Below are 14,887 nucleotides of genomic sequence, written 5' to 3' on the forward strand. Positions count from 1 at the left end.
CCAGATTTGAGGACTGGCTCCATGGCCATCAGCCTTCGAGCTTGCTTTTCAGCAATTCGTTGACCTGTTGCGGGTTGGCCTTGCCCTTGGAGGCTTTCATGGCCTGGCCGACGAAGAAGCCGAACATCTTGCCGCGCTTGGCTTCGTCTGCCGCACGGTACTGTTCGACCTGCTCGGCGTTGGCAGCGAGCATTTCATCGAGCACCGCGCTGATCGCACCGGTGTCGGTGACCTGCTTCAAGCCGCGCTTCTCGATGATCTCGTCGGCGCTACCTTCGCCATTGGCCATGGCTTCGAAGACCATCTTGGCGATCTTGCCGGAAATGGTGTTGTCCTTGATCCGCACCAGCATGCCGCCCAGTTGCTCGGCCGAGACCGGCGACTCGTCGATTTCCAGGCCCTGCTTGTTCAACAGGCTGCCCAACTCGACCATCACCCAGTTGGCCGCCAGCTTGGCGTCGCCGCCGATGCTCACGACTTTCTCGAAGTAATCGGCCTGTTCGCGGCTGGTGGCCAGGACGTTGGCGTCATAGCTCGACAGCCCGAACTGCGCCTGGAAGCGCTCGCGTTTCTGCGGCGGCAGTTCCGGCAGGGTGGCGCGCACGTCATCGAGGAACGAGTTCTCGATAACCACCGGCAGCAGGTCCGGATCGGGGAAGTAACGGTAGTCGTTGGCTTCTTCCTTGCTGCGCATCGGACGGGTCTCGTCCTTGTTCGGGTCGTACAGGCGGGTCTGCTGGATGACCTTGCCGCCGTCCTCGATCAGTTCGATCTGGCGCTGGATCTCGCTGTTGATCGCCTTCTCGATGAAGCGGAACGAGTTGACGTTCTTGATCTCGCAGCGGGTGCCAAACTCGACCTGGCCCTTGGGCCGGATCGACACGTTGCAGTCGCAGCGCAGCGAGCCTTCGGCCATGTTGCCGTCGCAGATGCCCAGGTAGCGCACCAGCGCATGGATCGCCTTGACGTAGGCCACGGCTTCCTTGGCGCTGCGCATGTCCGGCTCGGAGACGATTTCCAGCAGCGGGGTGCCGGCACGGTTCAGGTCGATGCCGGTGGCACCGTTGAATTCCTCGTGCAGGCTCTTGCCGGCGTCTTCTTCCAGGTGCGCACGGGTGATGCCGACGCGCTTGACCGTGCCGTCTTCCAGGGCGATGTCCAAGTGGCCCTTGCCGACGATCGGCAGTTCCATCTGGCTGATCTGGTAGCCCTTGGGCAGGTCCGGGTAAAAGTAGTTCTTACGGGCAAACACGTTGTGCTGGCCGATCTCGGCGTCAATCGCCAGGCCGAACATCACCGCCATGCGCACCGCTTCGGCGTTGAGCACCGGCAGCACGCCGGGCATGCCCAGGTCCACCAGGCTGGCCTGGGTGTTGGGCTCGGAACCGAATGTGGTCGAGCTACCGGAAAAGATTTTCGACCGGGTGGTGAGCTGGGTATGAATCTCCAGCCCGATCACGACTTCCCATTGCATGTGTTTCTCCTCAGAAGCCGGTTGGGGTGCGGGTGTGCCAGTCAGTATTCAATTGATACTGGTGGGCAACATTCAACAGGCGGCCTTCCTGGAAATACGGCGCGAGCAGCTGCACGCCCACCGGCAGGCCATCGACAAAACCGGCCGGCATGGACAGGCCCGGCAAGCCGGCGAGGTTGGCGGTAATGGTGTAGACATCTTCCAGGTACTCGGCGACCGGGTCGCTGTTCTTGGCGCCGAGCTTCCAGGCCGGGTTCGGCGTGGTCGGGCCGAGGATGATGTCGACCTCGTTGAAGGCGGCCATGAAGTCGTTCTTCACCAGGCGGCGGATCTTCTGCGCCTTGAGGTAGTAGGCATCGTAGTAGCCGGCGGACAGCGCGTAGGCGCCGACCATGATCCGGCGCTGCACTTCGGCACCGAAGCCTTCGCCACGGGAGCGCTTGTACAGGTCGACCAGGTTTTCCGGGTTCTCGCAGCGATAGCCGAAGCGCACGCCGTCGAAACGCGAGAGGTTCGAGGAGGCTTCCGCCGGGGCGATCACGTAGTACGCCGGAATCGCGTGCTGCATGTTCGGCAGGCTGATTTCCTTGATCACCGCGCCGAGCTTCTCCAGCGCCTTGACGCTGTTGTGGACCAGCTCGGCGATGCGCGGGTCGAGGCCGGCGCTGAAGTATTCCTTCGGCACGCCGATGCGCAGGCCTTGCAGCGAGCCGTTGAGGCTGGCGCTGTAGTCCGGAACCGGTTCATCGATGCTGGTGGAGTCGTTCGGGTCGAAGCCGGCCATGCCTTGCAGCAGGATTGCGCAGTCTTCGGCGGTACGGGCCAAGGGGCCGCCCTGGTCGAGGCTGGAGGCGTAGGCGATCATGCCCCAGCGCGAGACGCGGCCGTAGGTGGGCTTCAGGCCGGTGAGGTTGGTGAACGCCGCCGGCTGGCGAATCGAGCCGCCGGTGTCGGTGGCGGTGGCGGCCGGCAACAGGCGCGCGGCCACGGCGGCGGCGGAACCACCGGACGAGCCACCCGGCACGTGTTCCAGGTTCCACGGGTTCTTCACCGGGCCGTAGTGGCTCGACTCGTTGGCCGAACCCATGGCGAATTCGTCCATGTTGGTCTTGCCCAGGGTCACGGTGCCGGCAGCGGCCAGCTTGGCGACCACGGTGGCGTCGTACGGGGCCTTGAAGTTGTCGAGCATCTTCGAGCCGCAGCTGGTGCGGATGCCCTGGGTGCAGAACAGGTCCTTGTGGGCAATCGGCGCGCCGAGCAGGGCGCCGCTCTCACCATTGGCGCGACGGGCGTCGGCGGCCTTGGCCTGGCTCAAGGCCAGTTCCTCGGTGAGGCTGATGAAGCTGTTGAGCTGCGGGTCGAGCTGGGCGATGCGCGCCAGCAGGGCCTTGGTCAGCTCTTCGGAGGAAAACTTTTTGTCGGCGAGTCCGCGGGCGATCTCGGCCAGTGTCATGTGATGCATGAGAGGCTCTTTCCCTTTAGTCGATGACTTTCGGAACCAGGTACAGGCCGTTTTCGACCGCTGGCGCGATGGACTGGTAGGCCTCGCGGTGATTGGACTCGGTCACGACGTCGGCGCGCAGGCGCTGGCTGGCTTCCAGTGGGTGGGCCAGCGGCTCGATACCGTCGGTATCGACCGCCTGCATCTCGTCGACCAGCCCGAGAATGCTGTTCAGGGCAGAAGTGATGTGTGGAAGATCGGCTTCATTGAGGCCCAGACAGGCCAGATGAGCGATTTTTTCCACGTCGGAGCGTTCAAGCGCCATGGGATTCTCCAGTGGAAAACAAAACGGACGCAGTCCGTCCGTGTGTTAGATTGTCGGAACACTACCGCATTTCTACGGCCCTACGGCCGCGATCTCGGTGTTTGGTGCACAGAAAAGCGGCCAATTTAACATATTGGCGCCTTGCCCAAAATCCCTGTCGTTGTTAGAGTTTGCCGCACTTTTTTACCCACGCGTTGCCTAGGGTCCCTTTCCCATGTTCAAGAAACTGCGTGGCATGTTTTCCAGCGATCTTTCCATCGACCTGGGCACTGCCAACACCCTTATTTACGTGCGCGAGCGCGGTATCGTCCTGAATGAACCCTCGGTCGTGGCCATCCGCACCCACGGTAACCAGAAAAGTGTCGTGGCTGTCGGTACGGAAGCCAAGCGCATGCTGGGCCGTACACCGGGCAACATTGCAGCCATTCGCCCCATGAAAGACGGCGTGATCGCCGACTTCAGCGTCTGCGAAAAGATGCTGCAGTACTTCATCAACAAGGTTCACGAGAACAGCTTCCTGCAGCCCAGCCCTCGCGTGCTGATCTGCGTGCCTTGCAAATCCACCCAGGTGGAGCGTCGCGCCATCCGTGAATCGGCCCTCGGTGCCGGTGCCCGCGAAGTGTTCCTGATCGAAGAGCCAATGGCTGCGGCCATCGGTGCCGGCCTGCCGGTGGAAGAAGCCCGCGGTTCGATGGTTGTCGACATCGGTGGCGGTACCACTGAAATCGCGTTGATCTCCCTCAACGGTGTGGTCTACGCCGAGTCCGTGCGTGTGGGCGGCGACCGTTTCGACGAAGCGATCATCACCTACGTGCGTCGCAACTACGGCAGCCTGATTGGCGAATCCACCGCCGAGCGTATCAAGCAGGAAATCGGCACGGCCTACCCGGGCGGCGAAGTGCGCGAAGTCGACGTTCGCGGTCGCAACCTGGCTGAAGGCGTTCCACGCGCGTTCACCCTCAACTCCAACGAAGTACTCGAAGCGCTGCAAGAGTCGCTGGCGACCATCGTCCAGGCGGTCAAGAGCGCCTTGGAGCAGTCGCCGCCGGAGCTGGCCTCGGACATCGCCGAGCGCGGCCTGGTGCTGACCGGTGGTGGCGCGCTGCTGCGTGACCTCGACAAGCTGCTGGCCCAGGAAACCGGCCTGCCGGTGATCGTTGCCGAAGACCCGCTGACGTGCGTTGCCCGTGGCGGTGGCCGTGCTTTGGAAATGATGGACAAGCACACCATGGACCTGCTCTCCAGCGAATAAGCGCGGCTGGATGGTCTATGTTGTTCGCTCCCGGGCAGCACTTTGCAGTGCTGCCCGTTGGCGTTTATCTTCTGTCATTCGTATCCAGGCCGGTTTGATGCCGTATGAATAAAGAAAACATTTGCCTGGGAGGAGCGGCCTATTAAACCGCTTTTTGCCAAAGGCCCCTCATTGGGTGTGCGCCTGCTGGTGTTGGCCGTGCTATCGGTTGCGCTGATGGTGGTGGATGCCCGTTTCACGCTGCTCAAGCCAGTGCGCAGCCAGATGTCGCTGGTGTTGATGGAGTCCTACTGGATCACCGACCTGCCGCAACGGTTGTGGCAGGGTGTGGCCAGTCAATTTGGCAGCCGGACCGAACTGGTCGCCGAAAACGAAAAACTCAAGACCGAAAACCTGCTGTTGCAGGGGCGCATGCAGAAGCTGGCGGCCCTCACCGAGCAGAACGTTCGGCTGCGCGAATTGCTCAACTCCTCCGCGCTGGTCAACGAGAAGGTCGAAGTGGCCGAGTTGATCGGCATGGACCCCAACCCGTTCACCCACCGCATCATCATCAACAAGGGCGAGCGCGACGGCGTGGTCCTCGGCCAGCCGGTGCTCGATGCCCGTGGCCTGATGGGGCAGGTGGTTGAGTTGATGCCCTATACCTCTCGTGTCCTGCTGTTGACCGACACCACCCACAGCATTCCCGTGCAGGTCAATCGCAACGGCTTGCGGGCGATTGCCAGCGGTACCGGCAACCCGGAACGCCTGGAGCTGCGGCATGTGGCCGACACCGCCGACATCAAGGAAGGCGACCTGCTGGTCAGCTCCGGCCTCGGCCAGCGATTCCCTGCCGGTTATCCGGTGGCGACGGTCAAGGAAGTGATCCACGATTCCGGCCAGCCGTTTGCCATCGTGCGCGCGGTGCCGACCGCCGCGCTGAATCGCAGCCGTTACCTGCTGCTGGTGTTCAGCGACAACCGCACGCCTGAAGAACGAGCCAATGATGCTGCCGTGGCCCAGGAAGCCCAGGATCGGCAGGGCGGCGATTCGGCCACCCCGACGTCACCCGCCCCTGCACCTGTCCCGGCTACCGTGCCCAAGCCTCAGGTGACAACGCCTGCCGCGACGCCGCCGGCCACCACGCCCGCGGCGGCACCCGCCGCGACACCTGCCAAACCGGCCGCTCACCAGCCGGCTGCCCGCCAGCCGGCGAGTCAACCTGCGAAGCCCGCGACCAAGCCACCGGCCTCGACGCCCGCCGCTACGCCTGCCACCAGGGGAGCACGAGAAGAATGAGCAGTACTCGATCCGGTAACGGCTGGATGGTCTGGCTGACCTTCGCCATCGGCCTGTTGCTCAGCGTTTCACCGCTGCCGCAGTTCATGGAAATCCTGCGCCCGCTGTGGCTGGCCTTGTTGCTGGCCTTCTGGGCCCTGGCCCTGCCGCACAAGGTCGGCATGGTCACGGCCTGGTGCCTGGGGCTGGCCGAAGACGTGCTTTATGGCACGTTGTTGGGCCAGAACGCATTGATCCTGACGCTGATTACCTTCCTGGTGCTGTCGTTGCAGCAGCGCCTGCGGATGTTCCCGATGTGGCAGCAGAGCCTGGTGATCCTGGTGATCTTTGGCCTGGCGCAGCTGGTGCAACTGTGGCTCAGTGCGCTGACCGGCAATCGCCAGCCGACCCTGGCCCTGGTCTTGCCGGCCCTGGTCAGCGCCTTGCTCTGGCCATGGATAAGCTTCGGTTTACGCGGCTTGCGCCTGCGTTTCAAAATCAACTGATTCGGTCAGGCATTGGCCCGTACCTTGGAAGGGAGATGTCTTGATGAAACCGCTTTACCTCGCCTCAGGCTCGCCGCGACGACGTGAATTGCTCACACAGATCGGCGTGCCCTTTACCGCCATCGGTGCGGATATCGACGAAACTCCCCTGGACCACGAAACCCCATCGGCCTATGTAGAGCGCCTGGCGCGTGGCAAGGCCGAGGCTGGACGACGTGCCCTGTCCCCCGACATCGATGGCTGCGTGCTGGGCGCCGATACCGCTGTCGTGCTGGACGGACGAGTTCTCGGCAAGCCCCAGGATCAGGCCGACGCCGTGTCGATGCTCCTGGGCCTGTCCGGTCGCGATCATGAAGTATTGACGGCTATTGCCGTGCTGGATGGACAGCGTTGCGAATCCCGTGTGGTTCGCAGTCGGGTGAGTTTTCGCTCGATCACCGAACAGGAAGCGCTGGCCTATTGGGCCAGCGGCGAACCCCGGGACAAGGCCGGAAGCTATGGTATCCAGGGGTTGGGTGCGGTGTTCGTCGCCAGGCTCGAAGGCAGTTATTCGGCGGTGGTCGGCCTGCCGTTGTGCGAAACCGCGGAACTGCTGGGCCATTTCGGCATACCCTGTTGGCAAAACTTGAGCGCGCGCTGAGCGCTGACTGACTTGATGCGGCCATAATCGTGAATATGCCTGAACGAGACCCTGCCATGAGTGAAGAGATCCTGATCAACATCACGCCGATGGAATCGCGCGTGGCGGTGGTTGAAAACGGTGTCCTGCAAGAGGTCCATGTCGAGCGTACGCAGAAACGTGGCATTGTCGGGAATATCTACAAGGGCAAGGTGGTGCGTGTGCTGCCGGGCATGCAGGCGGCCTTCGTCGACATCGGGCTGGATCGAGCGGCATTCATTCATGCGTCGGAAATTTCCATGCGCGAAGGGCCGGCCGTGGAGAGCATCAGTGCGCTGGTCCATGAGGGGCAGAGCCTCGTCGTGCAAGTCACCAAGGACCCCATCGGCTCCAAGGGCGCGCGCCTGACCACCCAACTGTCGATTCCATCGCGCTACCTCGTGTATATGCCGCGCACGGCCCATGTCGGCATTTCCCTGAAGATCGAAGACGAAGCCGAGCGCGAGCGTCTCAAGAAAGTCGTCAGCGATTGTGTGGAGAAAGAAGGGATCAAGGAGGCGGGCGGCTTCATCCTGCGCACCGCAGCCGAAGGCGCCGGCGCCGATGAGATCCTCATGGATATCCGCTACCTGCGCAGGCTCTGGGACCAGATCGCCGCGCAGATCAAGACCATCGCCACCCCCAGCGTGATCTACGAAGACCTCGGCCTGGCGCTGCGGACCCTGCGCGACCTGGTCAGCCCGAAGATCGAGAAGATTCGCATCGATTCCCGGGAAACCTTCCAGCGAACCACCCAATTTGTCGCCGAACTGATGCCGGAAATTGCCGATCGCCTGGAACACTACCCAGGCGAACGGCCGATTTTCGACCTCTACGGTGTCGAAGATGAAATCCAGCGTGCGCTGGAGCGCAAGGTGCCGCTCAAGTCTGGCGGTTACCTGGTGGTCGATCCGGCCGAGGCGATGAGCACCATCGACGTCAACACCGGTGCCTTTGTCGGTCATCGCAATCTCGAGGAGACCATCTTCAAGACCAATCTTGAAGCGGCGACCGCCATTGCCCGGCAACTGCGCCTGCGTAACCTTGGCGGGATCATCATTATCGATTTCATCGACATGGAAGATGAAGAGCACCAGCGCCAGGTACTGCGCACGTTGGAAAAACAGTTGGAGCGCGATCACGCCAAGACCAACATCATCGGCATCACCGAGCTGGGCCTGGTGCAGATGACCCGCAAGCGCACCCGCGAAAGCCTGGAGCAGGTGCTGTGCGAACCGTGCAGCAGTTGCCAGGGGCGGGGCAAGCTCAAGACCCCGGAAACCGTGTGTTACGAAATCTTCCGGGAAATTCTCCGGGAGGCGCGCGCCTACCAGGCCACTGGCTATAGAGTGTTGGCGAACCAGAAAGTGGTGGACCGTCTGCTCGATGAGGAGTCAGGCAACGTGGCGGAACTGGAGGCTTTTATCGGACGCACGATTCGTTTCCAGGTGGAAACCATGTACTCCCAGGAACAATACGACGTGGTGTTGCTCTGAAGCGGCGTGTGGAGTGGCGAGGCCGCCCATTTGAATGCCTTGGCCAGGGGAGGCTGCTGACATGGAGCGCCTGACACGTCTTTTGGCTACGCTGACGCGCTGGGGGCTGGGCTTGTGTGCACTGTTGCTGGTGCTGCTGGCGTTGTACGTCAGCCTCGGTCGGGAACTGGTCCCGCTGGTGGCCGAATACCGCGGTGAGCTGGAGACCCGGGCCAGCGAAGCCTTGGGCATGCCCGTGCACGTTGGCAGCCTCGACGGGAGCTGGAGCGCCCTGGCGCCTATATTGGCGGCGCGTGACGTCGTGGTTGGCGACGGTGCCAATGCCTTGCACCTGGATCAAGTGCGCGTCGTGCCCGATCTATGGGACAGCCTGCTGACGCGTCAGGTGCGCATCGCTCATCTGGAAGTGAGTGGGCTGAAGATCAGCCTCAAGGAAGGCGCCGACGGCAAGTGGGCCTTGGAAGGCCTGCCAGTGCGGGACGACCAGCCCCTTGATCCGCAGCAGTTGCTGAACCGGATGCAAATCGTCTCGAAGCTGTCGGTGCTCGACAGCCAAGTTACCTTGCAACCTTTGGATCAGCCACCGCTGAGCCTGACCTACGTTGGCCTGAGCCTGCGCACCGGCCCCACGCGCCAACGATTGGATGCCCGCCTGACCCTGCCTGACGGCCAACCCGTGGCGATGAATGTGCGTGCCCGGATCCGAGCCAGCGACTGGAAGAATGGCGAGGCTGATGCCTACCTGAGCCTGCCGCAAAGCGATTGGTCCAAATGGCTGCCGAAACGCCTGACCCAACAATGGAATTTTTCCGAGATCAAGGCCGGTGGTGAGTTCTGGCTCAGTTGGGGGGCGGGCACCGTGCAAAGCGCGGCGGTGCGACTGAACGCGCCGCAGTTGCAGGGCGCCTATGCCGACCGCAAACCGGTACAGATCCAGAATCTGGCCCTCAACGGCTACTTTCAACGCGGCAGCGAAGGGTTCAATGCGACGCTCGACACCCTGGCGATGAGCCTGGGCGAGACCCGTTGGGAATCGCGCTTGCAGCTACAACAAAGCGAAGCCACCGATAAGGCCGAGGAGCGCTGGCACCTGGAGGCCGATCGTCTCGACCTGACACCGCTGACGCCGTTGCTCAATGCCTTGGCGCCGTTGCCCGAGGGCCTCGCCACGGCGATCGATCGGCTCAAGGTGACCGGTGGCCTGCGTAACGTGCTGGTGGACTTTCGTCCACAGAACACTGGCGACCAGAAAGTCAGCTTTGCCACCAACCTGGATACGGTGGGCTTTGACGCCTATCACGGTGCTCCGGCGGCGCGCAACGTTTCCGGCAGCCTCAGCGGTGACCTGGGCGGCGGCGAACTGCGCATGGACAGCAAGGATTTCTCCCTGCACCTGGCGCCGATCTTCGCCAAGCCCTGGCAATACCTGCAAGCCAACGCCCGGTTGACCTGGAAGCTCGACAAGCAGGGCTTCACCCTGATCGCGCCCTACCTGAAGGTGCTGGGGGAGGAAGGCCGGATTGCCGGCGATTTCCTGATCCGCCTGCATTTCGACCACAGCCAGGAAGACTACATGGACCTGCGGGTCGGCCTGGTGGATGGCGACGGACGCTATACCGGCAAGTACCTGCCGGCCGTCCTCAGCCCGGCGCTGGACGAGTGGCTGCGCACGGCAATCGTCAAGGGCGCGGTGGACGAAGGTTTTTTCCAATACCAGGGTTCGCTGAACAAAGGTGCCGAGGACGCAGCCCGCAGCATCAGCCTGTTTTTCAAGGTGCATGACGCCGAACTGGCCTTCCAGCCGGGCTGGCCTTCCGTCAGCAAGGTCAGCGGCGACGTGTTTGTCGAAGACAGTGGCGTGCGCATTTTCGCCAGCCAGGGGCAACTGCTCGATACCCAGGTAAAAGATGTTTCGGTGAACATTCCCCACGTGCCCACCGGGCAGAGCTCTCATCTGCTGCTGGATGGCGGGTTTGCCGGTGGATTGGGCGATGGGCTGAAGATCCTCCAGACCGCGCCTATCGGTACGGCCGAGACGTTCGCCGGTTGGGAAGGCGACGGTGCGCTGCAGGGCAGCGTGAAGCTCGATATCCCGCTGGTCAAAGGCGAGCAACCGAAAATCCTGGTGGATTTTGCCACCGACAAGGCCCGACTCAAGCTAAGCGAGCCGGCGCTCGAGTTGACCGAACTCAAGGGTGATTTCCGCTTCGACAGCAGCAAGGGATTGAGCGGCAAGAACATCGCGGCCAGGGCGTTCGATCGACCTGTGACTGCACAGATTTTTGCCGAGGGCCGCGCCGGTGCGCTCAATACGCGAGTGACGGCGTCGGGGCGGGTCGAGGTGAAGAAACTCACCGATTGGCTGAGCGTGACCCAGCCATTGCCTGTCTCCGGGGTGGTTCCGTATCAACTGCAAGTGATCCTCGACGGCGCCGACAGCCAGTTGTCGGTCAGCTCCAACCTCAAGGGTGTGGCGGTGGACTTGCCGGCACCCTTCGGGATGGCCGCCGATGTCGGGCGCGACACGGTGTTCCGCATGACGCTGCAGGGGCCGGAGCGGCGTTATTGGGTCAATTACGGCGACCTGGCCAGTTTCACTTATGCCGCGCCGAGTGGAAAGGTCGCCGACGGTCGTGGTGAATTGCTGCTGGGTTCCGGTGATGCAGTATTGCCTGGCGGCAGGGGATTGCGACTGCGTGGCACGCTGTCGGAACTGGACGTGAGCCCCTGGCAGGAACTGCTGGGCAAATACGCAGGCCAGGATCCGGGCGGCAGTGCCCGACAAGTGCTCAGCAGCGCCGACCTGAAAGTGGGCAAGCTCACGGCCATGGGTACGACGCTGGACCAGGCTTCGGTGCAGTTGGACCGCAAACCGGATGCCTGGGCCCTGCGGCTTGACAGCCAGCAGGCCAAGGGCAGCGTCAGCCTGCCGGACGCGAAAGCCGCCCCGATCGGCATCAAGCTGGATTATGTGCGCCTGCCGGCTGTGGACCCGACGGTCCAGGCCGATGAAAACGCCCCGGATCCTCTGGCCACGGTCGATCCCAGCAAGATTCCGGCGATGGATATTGCCATCGACCAGTTGTTCCAAGGCCCTGATCTGATTGGCGCCTGGTCATTGAAGGTGCGCCCTACCGGCAAGGGTATCGCGTTGAACGAGTTGGACATGGGCCTCAAAGGCATGGTGTTGAGCGGCAATGGCGCCTGGGAAGGCGTACCCGGTTCCACCAGCAGTTGGTACAAGGGCCGTATCAAGGGCAAGAACCTGGCTGATGTTTTGAAAGGGTGGGGGTTCGCGCCGAGCGTGACCAGCCAGGAATTCCGCCTGGATGTGGACGGTCGTTGGCCCGGCTCGCCCGCCTGGGTTGCCACCAAGCGTTTCTCCGGCAGTCTCGATGCGTCATTGAGCAAGGGCCAGTTCGTTGAGGTTGAAGGCAGCGCCCAGGCTTTGCGGGTATTTGGCCTGTTGAACTTCAACTCCATCGGTCGGCGCTTGCGCCTGGATTTTTCCGACCTGTTCGGCAAAGGACTGAGCTACGACCGGGTCAAGGGGTTGCTGGTGGCGAGCGACGGCGTGTACGTCACGCGCGAGCCCATCACCCTGGCGGGGCCGTCGAGCAACCTTGAGCTCAACGGTACGCTGGACATGGTCACCGACCGGGTAGACGCCAAGCTGTTGGTGACCTTGCCGGTGACGAACAACCTGCCGATCGCCGCGCTGATCGTCGGGGCGCCGGCGGTGGGCGGGGCGCTGTTTTTGATCGACAAGCTGATCGGTGACCGCGTGGCGCGTTTTGCCAGCGTAAGATATGACGTCAAGGGGCCGTGGAAAGAACCGAAGATCAGCTTCGACAAACCGTTTTGACAGGTTAACGCGAGTCCCTGTGGGAGCGAGCTTGCTCTCGATAGCGGTGGGTCAGCAAAGGAAAATGTGACTGATACACCGCTATCGCGAGCAAGCTCGCTCCCACAGGGGCAGTGATGTAAAAAGTGAGGGAAGCACCATGCCAGTCGCCGTGATTCAAATGGTCAGCCAAAGCGACGTGCTCGCCAACCTGGCTCGTGCCCGCGTGCTGCTGGAGCAGGCCGCGGAGGGTGGCGCAAGGCTGGCGGTGCTGCCTGAAAATTTCGCCGCCATGGGCCGGCGGGACGTGGCGCAGATCGGTCGCGACGAAGCCTTTGGTCAGGGGCCGATCCTGCCCTGGTTGAAACAGGTCGCCCGCGACCTCAGGTTATGGATTGTCGCCGGTACATTGCCGTTGCCGCCCGTGGACCAGCCCGAGGCCAAGGCCCATGCCTGTTCGTTGCTGGTGGACGACCAAGGCCAGATCGTGGCGCGCTATGACAAGTTGCACCTGTTCGACGTGGACGTGGCGGACAATCGCGGGCGTTATCGCGAATCCGATGACTATGCTTATGGCGGCAATGTGGTCGTTGCCGATACTCCCGTGGGCCGGGTGGGCCTGACGGTGTGTTATGACCTGCGTTTCCCTGAGCTCTATAGCGAGTTGCGGGCAGCCGGTGCCGAGTTGATCACCGCGCCTTCGGCGTTTACCGCGGTGACCGGCGCGGCCCATTGGGACGTGCTGATCCGCGCCCGGGCCATCGAAACCCAGTGTTATGTGCTGGCGGCGGCCCAGGGCGGCGTGCATCCAGGGCCAAGGGAGACTTTTGGTCACGCGGCGATTGTCGACCCGTGGGGCCGCGTGCTGGCACAACAGGATCAAGGCGAGGCCGTGCTGCTGGCCGAGCGCGACAGCAGCGAACAGGCGTCCATCCGGGCGCGCATGCCGGTGGCGAACCACCGGCGCTTTTTCTCGCAGGGCGCCCGACAGCGACCTGTCCAAGACGACGAATTCAAGGCGTAAAACATATGAGCGGGTTGTTGTCCTCAGTCAGTGAACACCTTTTGGCCCCCGGCGGCGTGACCCTGGAAAGTCTGCAAGGCGTGCTGGGCGACCTGGCCGGTCCGGGCATCGATGCCGCCGACCTGTATTTCCAGGGCCAGATCTCCGAGTCATGGTCGCTGGAAGACGGCATCGTCAAGGAAGGCAGTTTCAACCTCGACCAAGGCGTGGGCGTGCGGGCCCAGTCCGGGGAAAAGACCGGTTTCGCCTACAGCAATGCGATCACCCTCGAAGCACTCGGCGCCGCCGCCCGTGCCGCTCGTTCGATCTCCCGGGCCGGGCAGAATGGCACGGTCCAGGCGTTCAGCAGCCAGGACGTGGCCCAGCTATATGCACCGGACAATCCGTTGGAAGTCATGAGCCGTGCCGAGAAAGTCGAACTGCTCAAGCGTATCGACGTGGCGACCCGCGCCCTTGACCCGCGTATCCAGCAGGTTTCGGTGAGCATGGCTGGGGTCTGGGAGCGGATCCTGGTGGCGTCGACCGACGGTGGCCTGGCGGCGGACGTGCGACCGCTGGTGCGCTTCAACGTCAGCGTGATCGTCGAGCAGAACGGCCGGCGCGAGCGCGGCGGTCATGGCGGCGGCGGGCGTACCGACTACCGTTATTTCCTCAGCGAAGACCGCGCCATGGGCTACGCCCGCGAGGCGCTGCGCCAGGCGCTGGTCAACCTGGAAGCGATCCCGGCCCCGGCCGGCACCTTGCCCGTGGTGCTCGGCTCCGGCTGGTCCGGCGTGTTGTTGCACGAAGCCGTCGGCCACGGCCTGGAAGGTGACTTCAATCGCAAGGGCAGCTCGGCCTACAGCGGACGCATGGGCGAAATGGTTGCCTCGAAACTCTGCACCATTGTCGATGACGGAACCCTGGCCGGCCGTCGTGGCTCCCTGAGCGTCGATGACGAGGGCACCCCGACCGAGTGCACCACCTTGATCGAGAACGGCGTGCTCAAAGGCTACATGCAAGACAAGCTCAATGCCCGCCTCATGGGCGTGGCCCGCACCGGCAATGGTCGTCGCGAATCCTACGCACACCTGCCGATGCCGCGCATGACCAATACCTACATGCTGGGCGGCCAGAGCGATCCGGCGGAAATCATCGCGTCGGTGAAGAAGGGCATCTATTGCGCCAACCTCGGCGGCGGCCAGGTGGACATCACCAGTGGCAAGTTCGTGTTTTCCACCAGCGAGGCCTACCTGATCGAAGATGGCAAGATCACTGCGCCAGTCAAGGGTGCGACCTTGATCGGCAACGGGCCGGAGGCAATGAGCAAGGTGTCGATGGTCGGTAACGACCTGGCGCTGGACAGTGGCGTGGGCACATGCGGAAAGGACGGGCAGTCGGTGCCGGTGGGCGTCGGCCAGCCGACCCTGAAGATCGATGCGATTACCGTGGGTGGCACGGGGGCATGACGATGCACAAGATCCAAATAAAAGCTGTGGAAGCAGCTGTGGAAGCAGCTGTGTAGGAGCTGCGTAGGAGCTGCCGAGTGCAACGAGGCTGCGATCTTTCCCATGACGCTTGAGTCCCAAGCGAAAGATCAAAGGATCAAAAGATCAAAAGATCGCAGCCTA

11 protein-coding genes are annotated in these 14,887 nt (G+C 62.8%); 8 read left to right on the top strand and 3 right to left on the bottom strand.

All coding sequences use genetic code 11. From position 1 onward, the window contains the following. Positions 1-28: 28 nt before the first annotated feature. Genes gatB through gatC form a run of 3 tightly spaced genes read right to left on the bottom strand, consistent with a single transcriptional unit; the run spans position 29 to position 3,240 of the window. Positions 29-1,474 carry an Asp-tRNA(Asn)/Glu-tRNA(Gln) amidotransferase subunit GatB gene (gene gatB / locus KSS97_RS05385; protein ID WP_030139839.1) on the bottom strand — a complete coding sequence of 482 codons (1,446 nt, stop codon included), beginning with the start codon at positions 1,472-1,474 and terminating at the stop codon, positions 29-31. Between the two features lie 10 nt (positions 1,475-1,484). Continuing rightward, complete coding sequence (gene gatA / locus KSS97_RS05390) at positions 1,485-2,936, bottom strand: Asp-tRNA(Asn)/Glu-tRNA(Gln) amidotransferase subunit GatA (RefSeq protein WP_217861253.1); 1,452 nt, start codon at positions 2,934-2,936, stop codon at positions 1,485-1,487. Between the two features lie 16 nt (positions 2,937-2,952). After that, entirely contained in the window at positions 2,953-3,240 is a 288-nt protein-coding gene (gene gatC / locus KSS97_RS05395) for an Asp-tRNA(Asn)/Glu-tRNA(Gln) amidotransferase subunit GatC (protein ID WP_020297123.1), read from the bottom strand. A gap of 214 nt (positions 3,241-3,454) precedes the next feature. Between gatC and mreB the strand changes: the two genes are divergently transcribed. The 8 genes from mreB (at position 3,455) to tldD (ending at position 14,725) form a co-directional block, all read left to right on the top strand. Further along, positions 3,455-4,492: a rod shape-determining protein MreB gene (gene mreB / locus KSS97_RS05400; RefSeq protein WP_002555108.1), complete on the top strand. Its 1,038-nt coding sequence runs from the start codon at positions 3,455-3,457 to the stop codon at positions 4,490-4,492. 189 nt (positions 4,493-4,681) lie between these two features. After that, positions 4,682-5,770 (top strand): rod shape-determining protein MreC, encoded by a 1,089-nt coding sequence (mreC, locus tag KSS97_RS05405; RefSeq protein ID WP_410002288.1) that lies wholly within the window; start codon positions 4,682-4,684, stop codon positions 5,768-5,770. Further along, positions 5,767-6,255, top strand: a complete 489-nt coding sequence (gene mreD / locus KSS97_RS05410) for a rod shape-determining protein MreD (protein WP_030139842.1) — start codon at positions 5,767-5,769, stop codon at positions 6,253-6,255. The genes mreC and mreD overlap by 4 nt, the downstream gene beginning before the upstream one ends. 43 nt (positions 6,256-6,298) lie before the next feature. After that, a complete protein-coding gene (locus tag KSS97_RS05415) occupies positions 6,299-6,895 on the top strand; it encodes a Maf family protein (protein ID WP_217861254.1) in 597 nt (198 codons plus the stop codon). A 56-nt stretch (positions 6,896-6,951) separates the two neighbouring features. Next, complete coding sequence (gene rng / locus KSS97_RS05420; RefSeq protein WP_030139844.1) at positions 6,952-8,409, top strand: ribonuclease G; 1,458 nt, start codon at positions 6,952-6,954, stop codon at positions 8,407-8,409. Between the two features lie 61 nt (positions 8,410-8,470). Then, entirely contained in the window at positions 8,471-12,274 is a 3,804-nt protein-coding gene (locus tag KSS97_RS05425; protein WP_217861255.1) for a YhdP family protein, read from the top strand. A gap of 139 nt (positions 12,275-12,413) precedes the next feature. Continuing rightward, positions 12,414-13,277: a carbon-nitrogen hydrolase family protein gene (locus tag KSS97_RS05430; RefSeq protein WP_217861256.1), complete on the top strand. Its 864-nt coding sequence runs from the start codon at positions 12,414-12,416 to the stop codon at positions 13,275-13,277. A gap of 5 nt (positions 13,278-13,282) precedes the next feature. After that, the gene (tldD, locus tag KSS97_RS05435; protein ID WP_003197828.1) at positions 13,283-14,725 is read left to right on the top strand and encodes a metalloprotease TldD; all 1,443 of its coding nucleotides are present in this window, start codon (positions 13,283-13,285) and stop codon (positions 14,723-14,725) included. The last annotated feature ends 162 nt before the right edge of the window (positions 14,726-14,887 follow it).

It is taken from the genome of Pseudomonas alvandae (assembly GCF_019141525.1).
Lineage (GTDB): Bacteria > Pseudomonadota > Gammaproteobacteria > Pseudomonadales > Pseudomonadaceae > Aquipseudomonas > Aquipseudomonas alvandae.

Excerpts from the sequence above, each read along its gene's own strand:
- KSS97_RS05425 (WP_217861255.1), top strand. The coding sequence starts at position 8,471 with ATGGAGCGCCTGACACGTCTTTTGGCTACGCTGACGCGCTGGGGGCTG.
- tldD (WP_003197828.1), top strand. The coding sequence starts at position 13,283 with ATGAGCGGGTTGTTGTCCTCAGTCAGTGAACACCTTTTGGCCCCCGGC.
- gatC (WP_020297123.1), bottom strand. The coding sequence starts at position 3,240 with ATGGCGCTTGAACGCTCCGACGTGGAAAAAATCGCTCATCTGGCCTGT.
- rng (WP_030139844.1), top strand. The coding sequence starts at position 6,952 with ATGAGTGAAGAGATCCTGATCAACATCACGCCGATGGAATCGCGCGTG.
- mreD (WP_030139842.1), top strand. The coding sequence starts at position 5,767 with ATGAGCAGTACTCGATCCGGTAACGGCTGGATGGTCTGGCTGACCTTC.
- KSS97_RS05430 (WP_217861256.1), top strand. The coding sequence starts at position 12,414 with ATGCCAGTCGCCGTGATTCAAATGGTCAGCCAAAGCGACGTGCTCGCC.
- mreB (WP_002555108.1), top strand. The coding sequence starts at position 3,455 with ATGTTCAAGAAACTGCGTGGCATGTTTTCCAGCGATCTTTCCATCGAC.
- gatA (WP_217861253.1), bottom strand. The coding sequence starts at position 2,936 with ATGCATCACATGACACTGGCCGAGATCGCCCGCGGACTCGCCGACAAA.
- KSS97_RS05415 (WP_217861254.1), top strand. The coding sequence starts at position 6,299 with ATGAAACCGCTTTACCTCGCCTCAGGCTCGCCGCGACGACGTGAATTG.
- gatB (WP_030139839.1), bottom strand. The coding sequence starts at position 1,474 with ATGCAATGGGAAGTCGTGATCGGGCTGGAGATTCATACCCAGCTCACC.